17 protein-coding genes are annotated in these 20,527 nt (G+C 45.3%); 10 read left to right on the top strand and 7 right to left on the bottom strand.

The features are described from left to right. Positions 1 to 8 precede the first annotated feature (8 nt). Entirely contained in the window at positions 9 to 929 is a 921-nt protein-coding gene (locus IP485_RS08455) for a LysR family transcriptional regulator (protein ID WP_227686481.1), read from the bottom strand. 288 nt (positions 930 to 1,217) lie between these two features. Here IP485_RS08455 and IP485_RS08450 point away from each other — a divergent pair, with 288 nt between their 5' ends. Continuing rightward, the gene (locus tag IP485_RS08450) at positions 1,218 to 2,342 is read left to right on the top strand and encodes an S-(hydroxymethyl)glutathione dehydrogenase/class III alcohol dehydrogenase (protein WP_198326857.1); all 1,125 of its coding nucleotides are present in this window, start codon (positions 1,218 to 1,220) and stop codon (positions 2,340 to 2,342) included. Positions 2,343 to 2,486: 144 nt separating this feature from the next. On the opposite strand, the gene IP485_RS08445 is transcribed toward IP485_RS08450, so the two are convergent. Next, positions 2,487 to 3,182 (bottom strand): haloacid dehalogenase type II, encoded by a 696-nt coding sequence (locus tag IP485_RS08445; protein ID WP_198326856.1) that lies wholly within the window; start codon positions 3,180 to 3,182, stop codon positions 2,487 to 2,489. A gap of 44 nt (positions 3,183 to 3,226) precedes the next feature. Beyond that, the gene (locus tag IP485_RS08440) at positions 3,227 to 3,880 is read right to left on the bottom strand and encodes a DsbA family protein (RefSeq protein WP_198326855.1); all 654 of its coding nucleotides are present in this window, start codon (positions 3,878 to 3,880) and stop codon (positions 3,227 to 3,229) included. A 427-nt stretch (positions 3,881 to 4,307) separates the two neighbouring features. On the opposite strand from IP485_RS08440, the gene nfsB reads away from it, so the two are divergent. The 7 genes from nfsB (at position 4,308) to IP485_RS08405 (ending at position 12,229) form a co-directional block, all read left to right on the top strand. Then, the gene (gene nfsB / locus IP485_RS08435; protein ID WP_198326854.1) at positions 4,308 to 4,964 is read left to right on the top strand and encodes an oxygen-insensitive NAD(P)H nitroreductase; all 657 of its coding nucleotides are present in this window, start codon (positions 4,308 to 4,310) and stop codon (positions 4,962 to 4,964) included. 451 nt (positions 4,965 to 5,415) lie between these two features. Then, positions 5,416 to 6,072 (top strand): 2Fe-2S iron-sulfur cluster-binding protein, encoded by a 657-nt coding sequence (locus IP485_RS08430; RefSeq protein WP_198326853.1) that lies wholly within the window; start codon positions 5,416 to 5,418, stop codon positions 6,070 to 6,072. Further along, positions 6,069 to 7,061 carry an FAD binding domain-containing protein gene (locus IP485_RS08425; RefSeq protein ID WP_198326852.1) on the top strand — a complete coding sequence of 331 codons (993 nt, stop codon included), beginning with the start codon at positions 6,069 to 6,071 and terminating at the stop codon, positions 7,059 to 7,061. Before IP485_RS08430 ends, IP485_RS08425 begins: the two co-directional genes overlap by 4 nt. 2 nt (positions 7,062 to 7,063) lie before the next feature. Continuing rightward, positions 7,064 to 9,502 (top strand): xanthine dehydrogenase family protein molybdopterin-binding subunit, encoded by a 2,439-nt coding sequence (locus tag IP485_RS08420; protein WP_198326851.1) that lies wholly within the window; start codon positions 7,064 to 7,066, stop codon positions 9,500 to 9,502. A 112-nt stretch (positions 9,503 to 9,614) separates the two neighbouring features. Continuing rightward, the gene (locus tag IP485_RS08415; protein ID WP_198326850.1) at positions 9,615 to 10,904 is read left to right on the top strand and encodes an XdhC family protein; all 1,290 of its coding nucleotides are present in this window, start codon (positions 9,615 to 9,617) and stop codon (positions 10,902 to 10,904) included. Next, entirely contained in the window at positions 10,901 to 11,605 is a 705-nt protein-coding gene (locus IP485_RS08410; protein ID WP_198326849.1) for a nucleotidyltransferase family protein, read from the top strand. The genes IP485_RS08415 and IP485_RS08410 overlap by 4 nt, the downstream gene beginning before the upstream one ends. Before the next feature lie 48 nt (positions 11,606 to 11,653). After that, positions 11,654 to 12,229 carry a GNAT family N-acetyltransferase gene (locus IP485_RS08405; protein ID WP_198326848.1) on the top strand — a complete coding sequence of 192 codons (576 nt, stop codon included), beginning with the start codon at positions 11,654 to 11,656 and terminating at the stop codon, positions 12,227 to 12,229. Positions 12,230 to 12,354: 125 nt separating this feature from the next. On the opposite strand, the gene hutI is transcribed toward IP485_RS08405, so the two are convergent. The 4 genes from hutI to hutU all read right to left on the bottom strand — a co-directional run bounded on the left by hutI (position 12,355) and on the right by hutU (position 18,139). Then, positions 12,355 to 13,632, bottom strand: a complete 1,278-nt coding sequence (gene hutI / locus IP485_RS08400) for an imidazolonepropionase (protein ID WP_227686497.1) — start codon at positions 13,630 to 13,632, stop codon at positions 12,355 to 12,357. A gap of 96 nt (positions 13,633 to 13,728) precedes the next feature. Continuing rightward, positions 13,729 to 14,763, bottom strand: a complete 1,035-nt coding sequence (gene hutG / locus IP485_RS08395; protein ID WP_198326846.1) for a formimidoylglutamase — start codon at positions 14,761 to 14,763, stop codon at positions 13,729 to 13,731. Positions 14,764 to 14,807: 44 nt separating this feature from the next. Next, positions 14,808 to 16,370, bottom strand: coding sequence for a histidine ammonia-lyase (hutH, locus tag IP485_RS08390; protein ID WP_198326845.1), 1,563 nt, complete (start codon positions 16,368 to 16,370; stop codon positions 14,808 to 14,810). 62 nt (positions 16,371 to 16,432) lie between these two features. Then, a complete protein-coding gene (hutU, locus tag IP485_RS08385; protein ID WP_198326844.1) occupies positions 16,433 to 18,139 on the bottom strand; it encodes a urocanate hydratase in 1,707 nt (568 codons plus the stop codon). A 327-nt stretch (positions 18,140 to 18,466) separates the two neighbouring features. On the opposite strand from hutU, the gene IP485_RS08380 reads away from it, so the two are divergent. Next, entirely contained in the window at positions 18,467 to 19,240 is a 774-nt protein-coding gene (locus IP485_RS08380; RefSeq protein ID WP_198326843.1) for a UTRA domain-containing protein, read from the top strand. A 434-nt stretch (positions 19,241 to 19,674) separates the two neighbouring features. Beyond that, complete coding sequence (locus IP485_RS08375) at positions 19,675 to 20,511, top strand: amino acid ABC transporter substrate-binding protein (RefSeq protein ID WP_194364836.1); 837 nt, start codon at positions 19,675 to 19,677, stop codon at positions 20,509 to 20,511. Positions 20,512 to 20,527: the final 16 nt, after the last annotated feature.

Genomic DNA, 20,527 nt, shown 5'->3' with positions numbered 1-20,527 from the left:
ATAGATTACTAAATCAAATGCTCAGACAAATAATCTACCAAAAGCCGAATTTTCGGTGAGAGATGACGGTTGTGAGGGTAGATGGCCCAGATGCTTTCTTCAGGCTCTCTATAATCATCGAGCAAACTGACAAGCTCACCTGACGTTAGATACTTTTGCACATAATAATCAGGCAGCTGTACGATGCCTAAGCCTTTGAGAGCGGCGTCGACTAGACTGTAGCCGCTGTTGTATTGAATGCTTCCAGAGACGCGCAGGTTTCTTTCGACACTGGCTTTTTGGCCAGTTGCTTTACCACTAGTATTAGGGTTTTCTTTTATTTTACCAACATCTATAAAATGCCAATAGTCGCGAGTGCCAAGCAAACAGTTGTGTTGACCCAGCTCGCCAAGGTTTTGCGGTGTGCCGTGTACGTCTAGATAAGAGGGCGCCGCACAGATAAAATTGGTACGCTGACTGAGCTTTTTTGCCATCATCGTCGAGTCGCTCAATTTGCCGATACGAATGGCCAAGTCATAACCACCCTCAATCAAGTCAATCTTTTGATTACTCAAAAACGCCGTCACTTCGATATCATGATATTGCATCATAAAGTCATTAATCAGTGGCAACAGTTGCTGCTCGCCATAAGTCACAGGGGCTGTTAGTTTGATTCGACCTTGGGGTTTGGATTGTAAATTGCTCACGGCTTGTTCAGCTGCATCCAAGCCATCGAGCACACTACGACAGTGCTGATAGAATACGCGACCTTCCTCAGTCAGAGAGACCTTACGGGTGGTGCGATAGAGCAGTTTGATGTTCAATCGCTTCTCAAGCGCGCTTATCTGGCGACTGACTTGAGCCGTCGAGATACCAAGCGCCTTTGCGCCTTTTGTGAAGCTCTCAGATTCTGCCACACTGACAAACTCACTAATCCCTTCCCAGCGCATGATTATTACCAATATGTAAAAGATATTTGCAAATATAGCATATTGTTATCAGCTCAGAAATAAATATAATGGTTGGTATCGATTCAAATAAACAACATTCTACGATCATTGAAACTTGCCTACGATGACTAAGCAAGATAAGCTCAGTTTGTATCGATATGTTTTTGCCACGAGTATGAATACAAACGGACAGACAGTGTTCAATTGAAAATGACTGGGCTTTTACTTATAACGAAAGACGTTGTATCAGATCCTTGAGATAACAATCAATTAAAAAGAGAGATAACTATGTCAGACAAATTTATCAAATCAAAAGCCGCCATCGCATGGGGGCCGAACGAGCCATTATCTATCGAAGAAGTGGATGTCATGCTGCCACGCAAAGGCGAAGTGTTAGTAAAAATCGTCGCCAGTGGTGTTTGTCATACCGATGCATTTACTTTATCTGGTGAAGACCCAGAAGGCGTGTTCCCTGCGATTTTGGGTCATGAAGGCGGCGGTATCGTTGAGCAAGTTGGCGAAGGCGTGACCAGCGTGCAAGTCGGCGACCATGTTATTCCGCTATATACCGCAGAGTGCGGTGTCTGCAAAATGTGTACCTCTGGCAAGACCAACCTTTGCTCGGCGGTACGTGAGACCCAAGGTAAAGGCTTAATGCCAGATGGCACCACGCGTTTCTATAAAGACGGTGAGCCAATTTATCACTATATGGGCTGTTCGACTTTTTCTGAATACACCGTGTTGCCAGAGATTTCTTTGGCAAAAGTAAATAAAGAAGCCCCACTAGAAGAAGTCTGCCTACTTGGCTGCGGCGTGACCACAGGTATGGGCGCAGTCATGAATACTGCAAAAGTCGAAGAGGGGGCGACCGTTGCTATCTTTGGTCTGGGCGGTATTGGTCTGTCAGCGGTCATCGGTGCGGCGATGGCAAAAGCCAGTCGTATCATTGCCGTCGATATCAATGAGAGTAAGTTTGAGCTGGCCAAAAAGCTAGGCGCGACTGACTGCATCAATCCGAAAGACTACGACAAACCTATTCAAGAAGTCATCGTTGAGCTAACCGATGGCGGTGTTGATTACTCGTTTGAATGTATCGGTAACGTCGATGTGATGCGTTCGGCACTAGAGTGCTGTCACAAAGGCTGGGGCGAGTCGGTCATCATCGGTGTCGCTGGCGCTGGGCAAGAAATTTCAACCCGTCCGTTCCAGCTAGTGACTGGTCGAGTCTGGCGTGGATCGGCATTTGGTGGCGTAAAAGGTCGTTCAGAATTACCAGGTTATGTTGAGCGTTATTTGGCAGGCGAGATTCCATTGCAGGATTTCATTACGCATACCATGCCACTAGAAGATATCAATGAAGCATTTGACTTGATGCATAAGGGTGAGAGTATTCGTACGGTCATCCATTTCTAAGATATATTGTGCAAGAGCAGTATCTGACGGTAACGTTAGAATGATTGTTCTAACAATACTTTTTCAAAAAAGAAAAGGCTGCTTCGATATCGAAGCAGCCTTTTTTTAACGTTGTTTTTACACATAGCTTAGTGGTTGAAAGTCTCAAGCACCTTTTTTGCTAATGATTAGATCCGCAAGCGTTGATAAATCTGATGCGGTCAAATCTGGTACTGGCACATTGGGCGCGCTCAACATCGCATTATACGGTCGCGTGAGAAAAGCCGCGCGACAACCTGCCGCTTGCGCCCCTATAGTATCCCAGAGATGACAGGCGACAAGGCATAAATCTGATGTATCAACGGCTAGCGTATCAGCCACCAGTTGATAAGTATCAGGCGCTGGCTTGAACTTACTGACGGTCTCAACGCTAAAATGCTGTTCAAAAAACTGGCTGAGACCTGCTTTTTCTAGTGGTGTTGGAGACGCACTGCTTGCTGAATTGGTCAGTGTGACCAGTCGAAACCCTGCATCGCGCAAACGAGTCAGTGCTGGCACGGCGTCAGGATGAGCAGGCAACGCACTCATTCTTTCTTTGAACTCAGTGATATCATGCTCTGTCAAAGTCACTTGTCTGATATCAGCAACCATGTGCAATGCACCAACCCCAAGCTCACCAAAAGGCGTATAGAGGCCAGATAGAGTCATAGTCTGCGAGTACAATACTAGCTGAGCGAACCATTCTCTTAGCACTCTTTGCTTACCAAAGGCGCGCGTAAAAAAAGGCGTGAGTGTGTCAATATCAAGTAATGTCTCATTGACATCGAACACAATAATCGGAGGAAAACGTTCAGAAGACATAAAGTGTCCTTTTATAGAATGACATTTTTATAATGATAAAGGGTTTACTCAGTCATATTAGCCAATTGCTCTAAAATACTGACGTAATTCTCGACACCTTGCGCACCGCTAACCAGATGCCGCTCATTGAAGATAATCGCTGGTACACTTTGAATGCCTTGCTGTTGCCAATGCTGTTCTTCTGTTCGTACCTCTTTCGCAAAAAACTGACCTTCCAACACCGCCAATGCTTCACTACGATCAAGCCCAATCTCCGCTGCAATATCAGCAAGTACGTTGATATCTGAGATATCTCTGTTATGGGTAAAGTGCGCGGCAAACAACGCTTGTTTTAAGTCATGCATACGGCCTTGCTGATCAGCGAAATGTAGCAGCTGATGCAAATTAAAGGTGTTGTGCATGCGCGTGTCGTCATTGAAACTAAACTCAAAGCCAACCTCAGAGCCCGCTTCAGCCATTCTGATTCGACTGGCATCTGACTCTTGCTTGGTAGAGCCATACTTTTCGATGATGTGCTCACGTAGGTTTTGACCTTCGCTTGGCATGTTTGGGTTTAGCTCAAACGGGTGCCAGTGGATAGTGTGAGCCGTATTGGTTTGCTCAAGTGCTGCTGCCAATTGACGATAGCCAATGACGCACCAAGGGCATACGACGTCTGAAACGATGTCTATTCGGAGTGATTTTTCTGATGTGCTCATATTTCCTCGCAGGGATTGTTATTTGTATTTTATTGAAGGCTTTTGATTGCTCATATATCTCATCTAGATGTGTTCGCTTAGATATAGCCGTCGACCAAGAAGCCTCACTAATAATCATGCTTCAAATATCAAGCGTTAATAAACATTCAAAGCATAATCAGGTGAATACAATGCGCTCTGAGTGACTCATTTACTCGCTAATGCTCGCTAGATTGCTATTGTTCATAGCTGCTTTTTTGCGATAAGGCAGTCAAAAATCAACCTCTGATAACAAAACGTATGAATATTTAACCAATCTGTCATGGCCATGAAATGGGTTTTTATCTACAGTAGCTTTGCCGACATTGATAGTCGTGACGTATAACCCACGCTAACATCAAGTATTTAGCAAATAATAAAAACTTGATATTCGATACAGGATACATAAATGAAAAATATTACTGAAGCGATGAACTGGCGTTACAGCACCAAAGCATTTGATACCAATAAAAAAATCTCAGCAGAAGATTTTCAGAGCCTAAAAGATATCTTACGTCTCAGTCCTTCGAGCACCAATATCCAACCTTGGCATTTTGTGATTGCTGATGATGAGGCTGGTAAAGCTCGTATCGCTAAAGGCACAGATGGGATGTATGAATTCAATACGGCAAAAGTAAAAGACGCCTCACATGTCATCGTATTCTGTAGTCGTGTCTATGCTGATGATGAGTTCTTGGATGAAATACTAGACAAAGAAGACGCTGATGGCCGTTTTGCGGAACCAAAATTTAAAGAGCAGATGCACCAAGTGCGTAAGATGTTTTTGGACATTCGTCGTTACGAGCAAAAAGACGAGCCACATTGGTTAATAGAGCAGCTGTATCTCAATATTGGCGCTTTGCTACTAGGAGCTGCGACTTTGGGTATTGATGCTGTGCCGATGGAAGGGGCAGATTTGAAAGCACTTGACGAAGAGTTTGATTTACGTAGCAAGGGCTATACGGCTGTTGCGGTCGTATCGCTTGGTTATCGTAGTGAAGATGACTTTAACGCTGAGTTGCCAAAATCACGCTTTGATGAAGAGATAATCATCACTAAAGCCTAATTAAACAAGTACTAAGAAAGTTTTAGTAAGTTCTAATGCATGGTTACTATATTTAAAGCATTTATAAAAAAGCCCCATAGACATTCGTCGGTGGGGCTTTTTTACATTAAAAACTTATCTACTGTACTGGTGAGGAGATTTGATTTGATAAGTGACTATGTCAAATTATAGTTAAATTATAGAAATGGTCTTGAAGAATTTACGGGTTAAGTTTGGTGGTTATTAGCTAAAGGCGAGTGGTGAGGTTTACTAACGTAAATGATTATCAATTACACTGTAGCTATTGGTAGCGCTCACTTTCAGAGACTACTTTGGATTAAAAACTACACTGCAATCACTACAAAGTAAAAACAAAACAACCGTTTTCATCCGTCATAATAAATTTATTAACGCTGTATTTACGAGGCGTTTTCATCACCCCATTATATTCATCTGCCAGCGAGAAGCCAGCATGTCTACTTTGACGTTAACAATCAATAAGCAGGATTATCAGCTCGAGAATCTTGACGCCCGTACGACACTGCTTGACGTCTGTCGTCAGCACTTACAAATCACCGGACCCAAAAAAGGCTGCGACCACGGTCAATGCGGGGCATGTACCATGCTCATTAATGGACGACGGGTTAATTCTTGTCTGACACTCGCCGTTATGCATGATGGTGATGACATTACGACGATCGAAGGCATCGGGATGCCAGATTCATTGTCAGCATTGCAGCAAGCTTTTAAGGACAATGACGCATTTCAGTGCGGTTATTGCACACCGGGACAGATTTGCTCAGCGACCGCATTGATAGAAGAAATAAAGCAAAATTGGCCAAGCCATGTGAGCACAGACTTAAAAAATCCTGATGGTCGCCTTGTACAAGAAATTGCTGAGCGCATGAGTGGTAATATCTGCCGCTGCTCTGCTTATCCCAATATTATCAAAGCCATTTCACAAGTGCTTGAGAGTCAAGTATCCCCGTCTACTATTCAAAAAACAGACAACGCAGTGCAAAACTCGAGCGTGACAGGTATCTGGTCACCGCCACCGAGCGAGGCGCAACTTGGTAAACCTTCAGCGAATAATAAAACAGCAACTGCTACGACAGGAGGCCGCTCATGAAACGCTTTGAATATAGTCGTGCTGATGCACCAGAGCAAGCGGCAATATCCGCTAGTACCAAAGAGGCGTCTTTTATCGCAGGCGGTACTAACTTACTAGATTTAATGAAGCTAGAGATTGAGACCCCAATTAAATTGGTCGATATTACTCGTCTAGAATTAGAACAGGTTGAGACTACTGCCGATGGTGGTCTGCGTATTGGTACGCTTGTGACCAATAGTGATTTAGCAGCACATCCTGACGTTATTGCCAATTACCCAGTATTGTCCCGAGCAATTTTGGCAGGAGCGACAGGTCAGCTGCGTAATAAAGCGACCACAGGTGGTAATTTCTTGCAGCGTACTCGTTGCTACTATTTTTATCAAACAGACAGTGCTTGCAACAAGCGTGAACCGGGCACAGGTTGTCCAGCTATCAATGGCGAGAACCGTACGCTGGCTATCCTAGGTACGAGCGATGCGTGTATTGCGCAGCATCCATCTGATATGGCAGTGGCCATGCGCTTGCTGGATGCCACTATCGAGACAGTCAAAGCTGACGGATCGACTCGCGCTATCAATGTGAAAGACTTTTATTGCTTACCAAAAGATACGCCACATATCGAAAATATATTGGAGGCAGGCGAGCTTATCACTCATGTTGTATTACCTGCGCCTATCAAGGGTATGCACACCTATGACAAAGTGCGAGATCGCGCCTCTTATGCGTTTGCGTTGGTATCTTGTGCCGCAGTGATAGATGCTGATGATAGCGGTAATCTAAAGACGGTACAATTGGCATTTGGTGGTATCGGTACTGAGCCATGGCGTAATGAAGCGGTTGAGGCACTATTGACGGATACCGATGGCAATACTGATGTTATCACGCAAGCCGCCGATCTGTTATTGAAGGATGCCAAAGGTAATGGTCAAAACGACTTTAAAATACCGTTGACGTGTCGCCTACTAAAACAAGTCATTCAGCGCGCACTAGCGGGCGAGGGAGCATAATTATGTCATTATTTGAATCAATCACTCAGTCAGAACCGACTAAAAAAATGACCATGGATGAGCCTGTTAAGTCTTTATTTAGTACAACGGCGAGCAAACTGGTCGGTCAGCCGATCAACCGTGTTGACGGCTCGTTAAAGGTTAGTGGTCAAGCGCATTATAGTGCTGAAATACACTTGGATAATAAAGCTTACGGTGTCTTGGTCGGTGCGACCATTGCTAAAGGTCAAGTCGAGAATATCGATAGCAGTTCTTTAGACGGCATTCCTAATATTATCAAGGTCGTGACAGACCCTAAGCACTTCTTGCGTAACTCTCAGCAAGGCGGGTTAAAAAAAGCACCGAAGCAGGGAGCGACTAAGATTTTTTATCATGGTCAGCCCATTGCTGTGGTAATCGCTGAAACCTTTGAGGCAGCAACAGAAGGAGCAAATGCGCTTAAAGTCACTTATAAAGATGAGACTGATCAGGCAGCATTGAATTTCAATAAAGAGTTGTCCAACGCCCATGCAGTCGATGAGAAAAAAGGCTCTGATAAAAATTATGTCCAAGGTGATCCAGAGCAAGGTCTAGCTGATGCTGAGGTAACGCTCGATCGCTTTTATCATACGCCAAGTCAAAACAGCTCGGCGATGGAGCCACATGCAACATTGGCACATTGGGAAGACGCCAAGCTCGTTCTTTATACTGCCAACCAAATGCTAGCGTCTTGTAAGCAGCAAGTCATGGACGCGCTAGACTTAAATAAAGATCAAGTGCAACTGATAGCACACTATGTCGGTGGTGGGTTTGGTAGCAAGCTCGGTATAGCCCCTGAATCTATTGCCGCTGCTATCGCTTCAAAAGAGCTTGGACGTCCGGTATTGATTACAATGACCCGTCCACAAGTCATGGAAGCAACCGTCAGGCGCTCAAATACTCGTCAGCGTATCGCCATCGGCTGTGATAAAGACGGTGTTATCGATACGTTGATTCACGATACCGTTTCTAGTAATTTGCCAGACGAGGCGTTCTTTGAACCAACTGCATTGTCTACCCATTACTTGTACCGCGGTAAAAACCGCCGTGTAAATTATGAAATGGTTGACATGAACCAAGTGCTATCAGGCTCGATGCGTGCACCTGGCGAGGCTGTCGGTATGATTGCCGTTGAATGTGCGATGGATGAGCTGGCTTCACAATTAGATATTGATCCTATAGAGCTGCGCCGCCGTAATGAGCCCGAGAAAGACCCTAGTAAAGATATCCCGTTTTCTTCACGGCAGCTGATTGCGTGTATGGAGAAAGGTGCAGAGCAGTTTGGTTGGAGTCAGCGCAATGCTAAGCCTGCCAGTCAATTAGAAGGCGATTGGTGGATAGGAACAGGTATGGCTGCGGCAGCACGTGGCAACCAACTGCAATCTTCTGAGGCACGCGCCAGCTTGCAAGTAGACAAGTCAAAAGCACTCGGTGTGAAAGCTGTTATTGAGACAGATATGACGGATATCGGTACAGGGTCTTATACTGTGTTCTCTCAAGTAGCTGCAGATTTGTTAGGACTACCTATTGACCATATTGAGATGAAACTGGGTGATAGTGCCTTACCACCTGCAGCAGGTTCAGGTGGTAGTTGGGGTGCGGCGAGTGCAGGTAGTGGTGTCTATCTTGCTTGTGAGCAGCTGCGTGAGATGCTAGCAGAAAAAGTCGGTCTATACCCTGATACGATTCAGCTAGATAATGGTCAAATTAAGCAAGTAGGCAAGCATAATTTAACCGTGGTTGAGACGACTAAGAAGAGTAGTCAAGCGTTCGCGGATAGCACGATTGATAAAATATCTGAAACGACCGGAGTTTCATTTTCAGAGAATGTATTAGAAGAAAAGTCAGAATTAGAGAAATATGATTTTGAGAATAAAGAATCATATGCGCTTGCTGACGTGGTGGCGGATTATGAGGAGCAAAAGCTCAGTGCCAAAGGACAGATAAAGCCGGGTAAAAACGGTAAGAAGTATCGTCAGTCCTCTTTCGGTGCAAACTTCGCTGAAGTAGCCGTGCATAAGGTCACTGGTGAAATTCGAGTAAAACGCATGACGGGTGCATTTGCCGCAGGTCGTATTCTTAACCACAAGACAGCGACTTCGCAATGCTATGGTGGCATGGTGTTTGGTATTGGTTCAGCGTTGATGGAAGAGGTCATCCACGATAAACGTGACGGACGCCTGTGTAACCATGACCTCGCTGAGTACCATGTGCCAGTTAATGCTGATGTTCCGCAGTTGGATGTGATATTGGTCGAAGAGGATGATCCTTATACCAACCCGATGCATATCAAGGGTATTGGTGAGACGGCTATTGCCGGTGCTGCTGCTGCGATTGCTAATGCTGTCTATAATGCCGTTGGTGTACGTGTTTATGATTTTCCGATTACGCTCGATAAGCTGCTTTACGAGATGCCAGAGTAATTTTTTCAAGCCATATGTACGACAGAAACCCGCTTAATGAGCGGGTTTTTATAACTGAATCAGCAGTATATTTCGTCATTATCAAGAAAATAACTACCAAATAAGAGGCGTTATGAATCAGGTCGCTGACATTCTTAAGCTGGCAATCAAAACTAAGCAGCAAGGTATTGATGCTGTATTGGCAACGGTCGTACGTACTGAAGGCTCAGCATATCGCCGTGCTGGCGCGATGATGCTTATCTGTGAGGATGGTCGCTCAGTTGGGATGATTAGTGGCGGTTGCTTGGAGCCGCATATTATCAAACGTGCCTTTTGGCTTACTCGTAACGGTGCCAATGTGCAAGTCTATCAGACGGGTGATGACATTCAATATGCTGACGATGGCCAAGCGCAAGCAGGCGCTAAAGAAACTAAGTCTGATATATATGATGAGCCAGATAGCGATTTAGATGATGCGGACTTTGATGAATTAAATTTTGGACTCGGCTGTAATGGGCGAGTGCATGTATTATTTGAGCGATTAACGACAGCAACGCCATTGTTAGAGACAATCTGTAATGTTCGACGTACTCAGCAGCCAATCACAGTGGCTACTTTAATTCGCGCTAACGGTTATCAGAATGCTGAGCTTCAAATAGGCATGCGCATCAATTTAGATGAATATCATAATTCGGGAGACTTACCAGAACAAGAGACAACAGATTCTTCGAATATAATTGCCGATACTGTAGAAGAGTTAGCAGAATATAAGCTGTCTGATAAAAATGCCGAATATGTGATAGTGGAAAACGGTAAGGCAACAACAGAATGGCTTGTGCAACGATTGCAACCACAAGTGCGTTTGTTGATTTGCGGGGCGGGTAACGATGTGATGCCACTGGTGACCATGGCCAAGCTACAGGACTGGCATGTGACGGTCATCGATAGTCGCGCGCAATATGCGACGCGCATGCGGTTTCCTCAAGCAGACGCTGTGATGTCGCTAGCTTTAAATGACAGTAGGGCTTTGCTTGAGCTAAGCAATAACGCAGCAGTTGCCTTGATGTCACACAGCTTGAGTCAAGATCGCGCTCGCTTAGCAATACTGCTTAAGCATTCAGACAATTATAAATACTTAGGACAATTGGGGCCGCGCTATCGGACCGAACGCTTGATTAATGAAATCAGCATAAATATTAGCAATCCTACTATGTTAGAAGCTGGTATTCATAAATTGCATTATCCGATTGGTTATAAGCTGGGTGGAGATGGCCCTGAGGCACTCGCGCTCGGTATCATGGCGGAGATAAATGCTGTCATGCACAATCAAACTCCACTAGAATGCGGCTCGCACAATAACTCTTCAAATATCCTAGCGATGAGTAGTGAAACGGATGCTGATATTATCCAGAGTATTGTATGAGCAAGCGTGCATTTACAGAAAGTACTGAACGACAGCGCCAAAACCATGCGGTCATCATCTTGGCAAGCGGCCTCAGTCAACGTCTCGGTGAACCCAAGCAGCTACTTATTAAGAGTGGCGAGCCGTTAATTATTTATATGACTCGATTGGCAATAACGACCAATTCGCAAGCCATCGTCGTTGTCATTCCTGATAATCATCGTTTGATTGCTAGTGCGATTACAGAGTTGGCTGATCAATATCCAGCAGTTAAAATAGTAGTGAACCCAAAAGCTGAAACGGGTATGGCACATAGTTTAAGTCTGGGTATTAAGAGGATCGTTGGTTTTGAAGCTGACTCAATCGATCGAGTGCTCATTATGGGAGTGGATCAAATTCTACTAGACGAGCATCATATAACAGCATTGCTAGCGGGCAAGCAGACAGTAGTGGCCAGTCACTATCATAACTGGCAACGTTTAGAAAAATATCAAAATCTGTATGAAGGTGCATCTGATATCATAGGTCTGCCTTTAGCAATTAACTATAAACTGCTTAGACAGTGGCAGCCAGAATTGATAGGCGATAAGGGGCTTCGTAACCTCATTAGAGTATTGCCCGCTGAACAAATAGGCATGGTCGATAATGACCAACTTAGCTACGACATTGATACGCCTGAGCAGCTAGCATTTGCCATAAGACAGGGTTGGCTTGAGAACTAGCCTGATTAACCTAATTTATTTCGAACAGTATTCATTTTGAACAATAAAATGCGAGAGAATCAAATCATAAATACAATAGAAACAGAACGGCTGTACCTTAGACAGTGGCAGGGAAGTGACTTCTCTATCTTTGCTGAAATGAATGCCGATCTTGAGGTAATGAAATACTTTCCCAAGCCATTATTGCCAAAAGTGAGCGATGCGATAGCCAATAAATGCTCGCAGCTTATTAAAGATAATGGCTGGGGATTTTGGGCAGTTAGTCTAAAAGAGACAGATACCTTTATCGGTATGGTTGGCTTAAATGAAGCGCATACGGATATGCCATTTGCACCTGCTGTCGAGATTGCTTGGCGACTACACAAAGATTATTGGGGACAAGGTTATGCCACAGAAGCTGCGCGTGCATCACTGCACTATGCCTTTACTAAGCTGGCGCTTGAAGATGTGGTTTCATTTACAACGGTTATCAATAAACGCTCGCAACTCATTATGCAGCGTATTGGCATGATAAATCTCCAAGAAAACTTTTATCATCCAATGCTCGAAGCTGATCATCGGCTTGCCAAGCACGTGTTATATAAAATAACTCGGCAGCAGTGGCAAGATATCAATGGTGGTTAGAAGTCAGAAGTCACCACACTGAGGATTTTAATAAGCTGTAATGGACTGTACGAGACCGCTGACATATTTTGCTTCATCACACCTAAATGATAGAGGCTTTTTGAGTGTGAATAAATAAAGAATCACTATGTCGTTTCACGCCATTTACCTCGAATCATAATGCCATGGATAGGGTTTAACCCCATTTGATAGGCCAAGTCAGCGGGACGAGCGATATCCCATAGCGCTAAATCAGCATCACAGCCCACTTCTATTTTACCCTTATTAGGTAATCCTAAAGCTTGTGCTGCATAGACGGTCGCGCCTGCCAGTACTTCTTCGGGCGTCAGGTAAAATAGCGTACAGCCCATATTCATCGTTAACAAAAGCGACGTCAACGGTGAGGTGCCAGGGTTACAATCGGTTGAAATAGCCATGGGAACTTGATGTTTACGTAAGGCTTCAATCGGCGGCAACTTGGTGTCTCGTAGCGTATAAAACGCTCCTGGCAGTATCACTGCAACGGTATTGCTCGCGGCCATCTTTTTGATATCTTTTTCTGACAAATGCTCTAGGTGGTCGCTTGACAGCCCTTTATATTCAGCAACTAAGGCACTACCCCCTATATCAGACAGCTGCTCAGAGTGCAGTTTGACTGGTAGATCTAATGAGCGCGCAACCTCAAAAACACGTCTAATCTGATCGCTACTAAACGTAATGTTTTCACAGAAGCCGTCGACCGCATCGACCAAGCCTTCTGCATGCAATATTGGTAGCCATTCGCAAACTTGCTCAATATAATCGTCCGCATGGTCTTTGTACTCAGTGGGTAGGGCATGCGCTGCTAGATAAGTGGTGCTCACATGGATATCGTATTTTTCTCCTAGCTGACGGGCGACCGTGAGCATTTTTCGCTCAGTGTCTAAGTCTAAGCCATAGCCAGACTTGATTTCGATACTGGTGACACCTTCTTTCATAAGTGCGATTAAACGTTTTTCACTTTGTGTAAATAGCGATTCAATACTGGCAGCACGGGTAGCACTGACCGTCGCGACAATACCGCCGCCTTGTGCTGCAATATCTTGATAACTGGTACCCTGCAAACGCGCTTCAAATTCATTGCTGCGGTTGCCACCATAGACGATATGAGTATGACAATCGATAAGCCCCGGGGTCATCCATTTGCCATTTACATCTGTGATTTGATTATCTTGATATTTAGACAAATGAGCAGCGATTTGCTCCTGTGAACCAACCCAAGCGATTTTGCCGTTTTTAATACCGATGGCAGCGTTATGTAGTTGACCGTATGGGATGCTATCAGCGTGCTCATTTTCATCATCACTTGTCTCAATACCAAAACCATGCTGCGCTGAAAACGTCGCAATATTGGCATTGATAATAATATGATCAAACGGTGTCATAGTAGATGCATCTAGCGTTTGTTCTGTAGGGTTTTTCAATACGGAGTTCTTTGATTCATTCATGATATGCTCCTGATTATTGGGAGGCTAATGTGTTTAGGTGACAATTAAATGCTGCTCTACAATGGTGGCTAGCAGTCGAGCAGCAACTTTGCAGCTACGACTGTCAATATCAAAGGTAGGATTAATCTCAGCAATGTCTGCCATTTTTACTTTGCCTGATGCCATGATGGTTTTGACCATACGCTCAACGAAACCCAGCTCAATACCAAAGGCAGCAGGTGCACTCACTCCTGGGACGACACTAGATGGTAGGCAGTCCATATCGATGGTTAGATATATTATATCGACCTGATCCACAAAGCTTTTGACCTGCTTAGCAAGTGTATCCCAAGGCTGATAATGGCAGTCTTCATCAGTGATAACCTGTACGCCCAATTGTTCAGCACGATCAAAGAGCGCCGCCGTATTAGAGAATCGACTAACGCCAATACAGCAATAATGAAAGGACTGACCATGTGCGTCAAGATGCTCGGCAATCTGGCAAAACGGCGTACCAGAGGTCGCTACATCAGACTGACGAATATCAAGATGAGCATCGAAATTAATAATCCCGATAGTAGGCACTGTGTTTGTGCTGACAGTTGTATCGTTTGTATTTTCTAATGCCTGCCATAATCCTAAAAAGCTACCATAAGCGATGGCATGACCACCGCCAAGTCCGATGGGCAAACCACCTTGTTTGATAACATTGCTCACTGCATCGGCATATTTGATCTGAGCTTGCTCAAGAGTGCTTTCGGCACAACCATCATTATCATCACAATGAATGTCACCAGCATCACCTAATAAGGTTGATAATTGACCATCAAAACGTTGTTGCAATTTAGCGATGATTGGCAGCGTAGCAAAAGCTCGACGAATCAATGGCGGAGCAGCTCTAGCGCCCACGCGGCCTTGATTGCGTCTGACACCTTGATCACAGGCAAAGCCAATTAGTCCAATATTTTGATTCTCGTAGGGCTGAGCAAGCTGATACCAGTAACGGGCACGTGCAGTCTCAAATGGCTCTGCACGACCTGCCCACTGGGTCATATCAGCAGGTGTATGGCTAATGTGAGTGGTAGACATTGCTGTTCTCGCTATGGTCATCGCTGTTCTCCGCACATCAATATTTATTTAGATTCGTACCAATCGCTGCGTAGTGACTGCCAATGCTCAGCAAGCGTACCGTTTAATACCAGCTGCTTGGCTGCTTCGATATCAGGGGCGAGGTAGCGATCTTTGTCATAGAAAGTCACTTTTTCACGTAGTTTTTGATGTGCTAGGGTCAACGGCTCTGAAGTTTCTAATCCGCGATGGAAATCGATACCTTGACCAGCAGCTAGAAGCTCAATACCGATGATGGTGGCAGTATTCTGTGCCATCTCATATAGGCGGCGTGCGCAATAGGTGGCCATCGACACATGGTCTTCTTGGTTGGCAGAAGTCGGGATACTATCGACACTACCAGGATGGGCGATAGACTTATTCTCTGATGCCAGTGCTGCGGCGGTTACATGAGCAATCATAAAGCCTGAGTTCACCCCAGCGTTATCAACCAAGAATGGCGGTAAGCCACCAGACAGAGTCGCATCGATTAGCAAAGCGACACGGCGCTCAGACATCGAGCCAATCTCAGCGATAGCCAACGCTAAAATATCAGCGGCAAAAGCGACAGGCTCGGCATGGAAGTTGCCACCTGATATGGCGACAGGGCCATCTTCGTTATTAAAGATAAGTGGGTTGTCAGTCACTGCATTAGATTCGATTAGCAGAGTTTTCCCTGCTTGATTGATGATATCAAGGCAGGCACCCATAACCTGTGGCTGACAGCGTAAGCAGTAAGGATCTTGTACTCTATCGTCTTGCTCGCCATCGTGTGAGGCACGAATAGCACTGCCTTTGATTAATTGACGGTGTGCTTTTGCGATTTCTATTTGACCATGATGACCACGTACTTCATGAATACGCGCATCAAACGGTGAATCGGATCCTTTGGCAGCATCAATTGATAGTGAGCCTACAATGGTCGCAGTCTCAAGTAAATCACGCGCTAAGAAATAACCACGTAACGCTAGAGCAGTTGAGACTTGCGTACCGTTGATAAGCGCAAGGCCCTCTTTGGCTGCAAGAGTAATAGGCTCAAGTCCATGTTGCGCTAGGGCATCAGCCGCAGGTATTTTTTTACCCGCAACAAAGACATCACCTTCCCCCATCATTGCAAGCGTCATATGTGATAAAGGCGCTAAGTCACCAGAGGCACCAACTGAACCTTTGGCTGGGATATTTGGTGTGATTTGATTATTGATTAAGGCCAGTAAACTGTCTACCACCTCGCGGCGCACACCAGAGACACCTTGAGCCAAACTGGCGACTTTCATCACCATAATCAGTTGTACTACGCCTGCAGGAAGAGCTTCACCAGTGCCTACCGAATGAGAAACGATCAAGTTACGCTGAAGCAGCTCAAGTTGGTCGTCACCGATACGCGTCTTTGCTAACAGGCCAAAACCCGTATTAATACCGTAAGCGCTTTTGTCTCGTGCAATGATGGTTCGTACATCTTCGTGTGAGGCATCTATTGCGGCATAAGCGCTCTCAGGTAGTGTCAATATGACAGGCTGCTCGTAGATATCACGTAGCATCTTAAAGCTAAGCTGGCGAGGGTGTAGGGTTAGTTGTTTGATATTGTTCATAGAGGTAATCCTAGTTGCATAGTTATCTGGCTATTTATTTTTATAAAGTAAAATGATTCGAGTTATTTAACCATCGGCAGATTCAGACCATAGTCTTTGGCTGTTTTAATTGCTAACTCATAACCTGCATCGGCATGACGCATGACGCCTGAGCCGCAGTCATTGACCAGTACTCGCGATAAGCGTTTGGCCGCCGCGTCTGTACCATCTGCGACAATGACCATACCTGAATGCTGCGAGTAGCCCATGCCAACACCGCCGCCATGATGCAGTGATACCCAAGTCGCACCGCCCGCGACATTGAGCATGCCGTTCAATAGCGCCCAATCAGATACGGCGTCTGAGCCGTCTTTCATGCTTTCTGTTTCGCGGTTTGGACTGGCAACAGAACCCGTATCCAAATGGTCACGACCAATAACAATCGGGCCTTTTAGCTCGCCGTTTTTGACCATTTCATTAAATGCCAAACCTGCTTTATCCCGCTCACCAAGACCTAGCCAGCAGATACGAGCAGGCAAGCCTTGGAACTGAATACGCTCTTTTGCCATATCTAACCAGCGATGGATGTGGGTGTTTTCAGGGAATAGCTCTTTGATTTTTTGATCAGTCTTATAGATATCTTCTGGATCGCCTGATAACGCTACCCAGCGAAATGGGCCTTTACCTTGGCAAAATAGCGGACGAATATAAGCGGGTACAAATCCCGGGAAGTTAAAGGCATCTTTGACGCCTTCATCGAAAGCAACCTGACGGATATTGTTGCCATAATCGGTCGCTGGGATATCCATCGATTGGAGATCCAAAATTGCTTGTACATGTACGGCGCAAGATTCAGCGGCCGCTTTGGTCAGTGCTGCATGTTGCTCTGGATCTTCTTGGGCAGCTTTCCAGTCGTCAACCGTCCAGCCGCTTGGCAGATAGCCGTTGATTAAGTCATGCGCTGAGGTTTGATCGGTCACTAGATCAGGCTTCATGCCACCTACTTTGGCGCGCTTGACCATCTCTGGCAAGATATCTGCGGCATTACCAAGTAAGGCGATGGAAACCGCTTCACCCGCATCGGTATGCTGTTTGATTAATTCGTAAGCATGGTCAAGATCATCGGCTTGCTTATCGACATAACCCGTACGCAAGCGGAAGTCGATACTAGACTGCTGACACTCGATGTTCAGTGAAGTGGCACCGGCGAAAGTCGCGGCTAGTGGCTGTGCGCCGCCCATACCGCCAAGACCGGCGGTCAAAATCCAACGACCTGCCCAGCTGCCATCGTAATGCTGACGACCCGCTTCCACAAAAGTCTCATACGTCCCTTGCACGATGCCTTGGGTACCGATATAAATCCAGCTACCCGCTGTCATCTGACCGTACATCATTAGGTCTTTGCGATCGAGCTTGTTGAAATGCTCCCACGTCGCCCAGCGCGGCACAAGGTTTGAGTTGGCAATCAATACACGCGGAGCATTTTCGTGGGTCTGAAACACGCCTACAGGTTTGCCAGATTGCACGAGCAACGTCTCATCGTCTTCTAGTTCTTTTAATGACGCTAGGATTTGATCATAGCTTTCCCAGTTGCGGGCTGCGCGTCCGATACCACCATAGACCACTAGGCTTTTTGGGTTTTCCGCGACATCAGGATGCAGGTTATTTTGCAGCATGCGATACGGCGCTTCGGTCAGCCAGCTTTTGCAATGTAGGGTGCTGCCCGTAGGCGCTGCGATTTCGCGGCTCTCATCACGGCGAGTAGGTTTGCTATTGCTATCAGTAGTCATGGTCAAATCCTTGTGAAATCTTTTGAGGCGATTGGGCAATTAAAATAAGTGGTTTACGATCAGACTGGTATTAATTTATTAAACGTTCATCTGGATGCATAAAAATATCGAGCAGATAAAATGAATTTTTAGCACTGTCGTAAAATTGTATATACAAATTATCAAAGATATTTTTTTCATGCAAGGATTTTTTATTGATGGGCGCATTATTTTTGTTATCAGCTCGGTCAACACTGAACGCTTAGACATTTTGACTGAGGATTGCAAAGCGGTCTCGTGATAGTATGGCGTCATTCTTATTGGTAAAACTGATGGTTAAAGACGGATATGACAAAGACAATTCCGGCGTATCAACGCATAAAAAACGCCATATTAGACAATATACATTCGGGGAAATGGCAAGCAGGTAATGCAATTTCGACAGAAATGGCGCTGGCTGAGGAGTTTAGCGTGTCACGGATGACGGTCAATCGCGCACTAAAAGAGCTGAGCGAAGAGCGAGTATTGGAGCGTCGACAGGGGTCAGGCACGTTTGTCGCGCAGCAGCAGTTCAATCATACGTTTGTTGAGGTGCGTAATATCGCTGAGGATTTAAAATCTGCCAATCGTGATTATGAGGCAAAGGTCGTGAGCAAGCGTGCTATTACGGCTGATATGCTCGATGATACCTTGCGTCGTAAGTTTGGCATTGATGACGCGACCATATCTGCCAGCACAGGCGATAATGCCAATAGTATGAGTGTAGAGAAAACCAGTGAGACAGCTGTCCTATATGAGGTAAAAATCATTCACTTTGCGGATGGTCAGCCTATACAGTTCGAGGAGCGCTGGGTCGATGCGGCAAAAGTACCAGCGTTTATTGAGCAGGATTTTAGTGTGGTCAATACCAGTGATTATCTAATCGCTAAAAGCCCGCTCGAGCGTGGTAGCTATACCATTCGAGCCTTGGCAGCCCCTGATGAGATTGCTGAGTTTTTGCAAATTGCGCCGCAGTCACCAACGCTCGTACTGCGTCGACAGACCTACTCAGCCGGTCAGGTCGTTACCTTCGTAAAAATGTGGCATGCGGGTGATCGCTATCAGTTCTCAGGCGAGTTGTAGCAGATATAGTCAAGCCTATATAAATCCGCTACATCGTCATCCTCGCTAAGCATACTAATGTATAACTTGCACTCGGTTTCCTTGTATCGAAATTATATTGAACTGACTATAGCTTACGTATGCTCACTTATTGTGTACGTTTTTTCTGTCTAAAGTGAGATATTATATCCATAAGCTGCAATTTAATGAGCAGCAATTGTCATTGACTGAATGCGCTATAATAATTGAACAATCGTTAAAAATTAAAATATAATATAGAAACAGTATTGAAAAATAGCCCAAATAGCCTCAAATCGGGCAACCAAAGCCGAATATTGCAGGAAAGTTATTAACTACTGCCTTCACATGTCGGCTTTTCCCTATTTATTGGCATTATACGTTTTACTAGTATTCATCATTTTCACTCTATTCATTTACTCTTATAAGGACGTCTTATGAAACGTCGTACGCTTTTAGCCCTTGCTGCCAGTACTATGTTCCTTGCCGCTTGTGGCCAATCTACTACCAATGAGGCCGATACTGGTGCAACTGACAGCGCTGCTGCAGGTGGTTCTGATTTGCTCCAACGTATCAATAATGGCGGTACCATCAACGTCGGTACAGAGGGTACTTATCCTCCGTTCACGTATCATGATGAGAGTGGCAAGCTGACAGGTTATGATGTCGAAGTCACGCGTGCAGTGGCGGATAAATTAGGCGTAGACGTTGAGTTCAAAGAGACCCAATGGGATGCGATGCTAGCAGGTTTGGATTCAAAACGCTTTGATATGGTGGCCAACCAAGTTAGTTTGACCACGCCTGAGCGTCAAGCGAAATACGATAAAGCGACGGCTTATAGCTGGTCAGGTGCAGTTGCTTTGGCATCGACTGATGACAATCGTTATAGCTCTTGGGATAACTTAAAAGGTCTACGTACCGCACAATCACTCAGCAGTAACTATGGTGAGCTAGCAGAGCGTTATGGCGCAGAAATCGTCCCTGTCGATGGCATGGCACAAGCGATTCAGCTAGTGAAGCAAGACCGTGCTGACTTTACAATGAATGACAATCTGGCAGTGCTTGATTACCTTAAGAAGTTCCCAGATTCTGATCTTGAGATCAAACTGACAGCTCCTGCGAGTGAGCAGACTGGTTCAGGCTTAGTGCTCATCAAAGGTGATGATGCTGTGTTGGCAAAACTGAATGAAGCGATGGCGGCATTGGCTGCTGACGGCACACTCACCAAGCTTAGTGAAGAATTCTTTGGTGCTGATATAAGTCAGCAAAAATAATGTTAGCCTCTATAAC

Source organism: Psychrobacter sp. NG27 (assembly GCF_016106655.1).
Taxonomy (GTDB): Bacteria; Pseudomonadota; Gammaproteobacteria; order Pseudomonadales; family Moraxellaceae; genus Psychrobacter.
This window is presented reverse-complemented; position numbering and strand designations above follow the sequence as displayed.

Bases quoted from the DNA above. Each gene is read 5' to 3' on its own strand.
- IP485_RS08420 (WP_198326851.1), top strand. From the start codon at position 7,064: ATGTCATTATTTGAATCAATCACTCAGTCAGAACCGACTAAAAAAATG.
- hutH (WP_198326845.1), bottom strand. From the start codon at position 16,370: ATGAACAATATCAAACAACTAACCCTACACCCTCGCCAGCTTAGCTTT.
- hutI (WP_227686497.1), bottom strand. From the start codon at position 13,632: ATGACACCGTTTGATCATATTATTATCAATGCCAATATTGCGACGTTT.
- hutG (WP_198326846.1), bottom strand. From the start codon at position 14,763: ATGTCTACCACTCACATTAGCCATACACCTGCTGATATGACCCAGTGG.
- IP485_RS08415 (WP_198326850.1), top strand. From the start codon at position 9,615: ATGAATCAGGTCGCTGACATTCTTAAGCTGGCAATCAAAACTAAGCAG.
- IP485_RS08375 (WP_194364836.1), top strand. From the start codon at position 19,675: ATGAAACGTCGTACGCTTTTAGCCCTTGCTGCCAGTACTATGTTCCTT.
- IP485_RS08445 (WP_198326856.1), bottom strand. From the start codon at position 3,182: ATGTCTTCTGAACGTTTTCCTCCGATTATTGTGTTCGATGTCAATGAG.
- IP485_RS08450 (WP_198326857.1), top strand. From the start codon at position 1,218: ATGTCAGACAAATTTATCAAATCAAAAGCCGCCATCGCATGGGGGCCG.
- IP485_RS08410 (WP_198326849.1), top strand. From the start codon at position 10,901: ATGAGCAAGCGTGCATTTACAGAAAGTACTGAACGACAGCGCCAAAAC.
- IP485_RS08430 (WP_198326853.1), top strand. From the start codon at position 5,416: ATGTCTACTTTGACGTTAACAATCAATAAGCAGGATTATCAGCTCGAG.
- IP485_RS08455 (WP_227686481.1), bottom strand. From the start codon at position 929: ATGCGCTGGGAAGGGATTAGTGAGTTTGTCAGTGTGGCAGAATCTGAG.
- IP485_RS08405 (WP_198326848.1), top strand. From the start codon at position 11,654: ATGCGAGAGAATCAAATCATAAATACAATAGAAACAGAACGGCTGTAC.
- IP485_RS08380 (WP_198326843.1), top strand. From the start codon at position 18,467: ATGACAAAGACAATTCCGGCGTATCAACGCATAAAAAACGCCATATTA.
- nfsB (WP_198326854.1), top strand. From the start codon at position 4,308: ATGAAAAATATTACTGAAGCGATGAACTGGCGTTACAGCACCAAAGCA.
- IP485_RS08425 (WP_198326852.1), top strand. From the start codon at position 6,069: ATGAAACGCTTTGAATATAGTCGTGCTGATGCACCAGAGCAAGCGGCA.
- IP485_RS08440 (WP_198326855.1), bottom strand. From the start codon at position 3,880: ATGAGCACATCAGAAAAATCACTCCGAATAGACATCGTTTCAGACGTC.
- hutU (WP_198326844.1), bottom strand. From the start codon at position 18,139: ATGACTACTGATAGCAATAGCAAACCTACTCGCCGTGATGAGAGCCGC.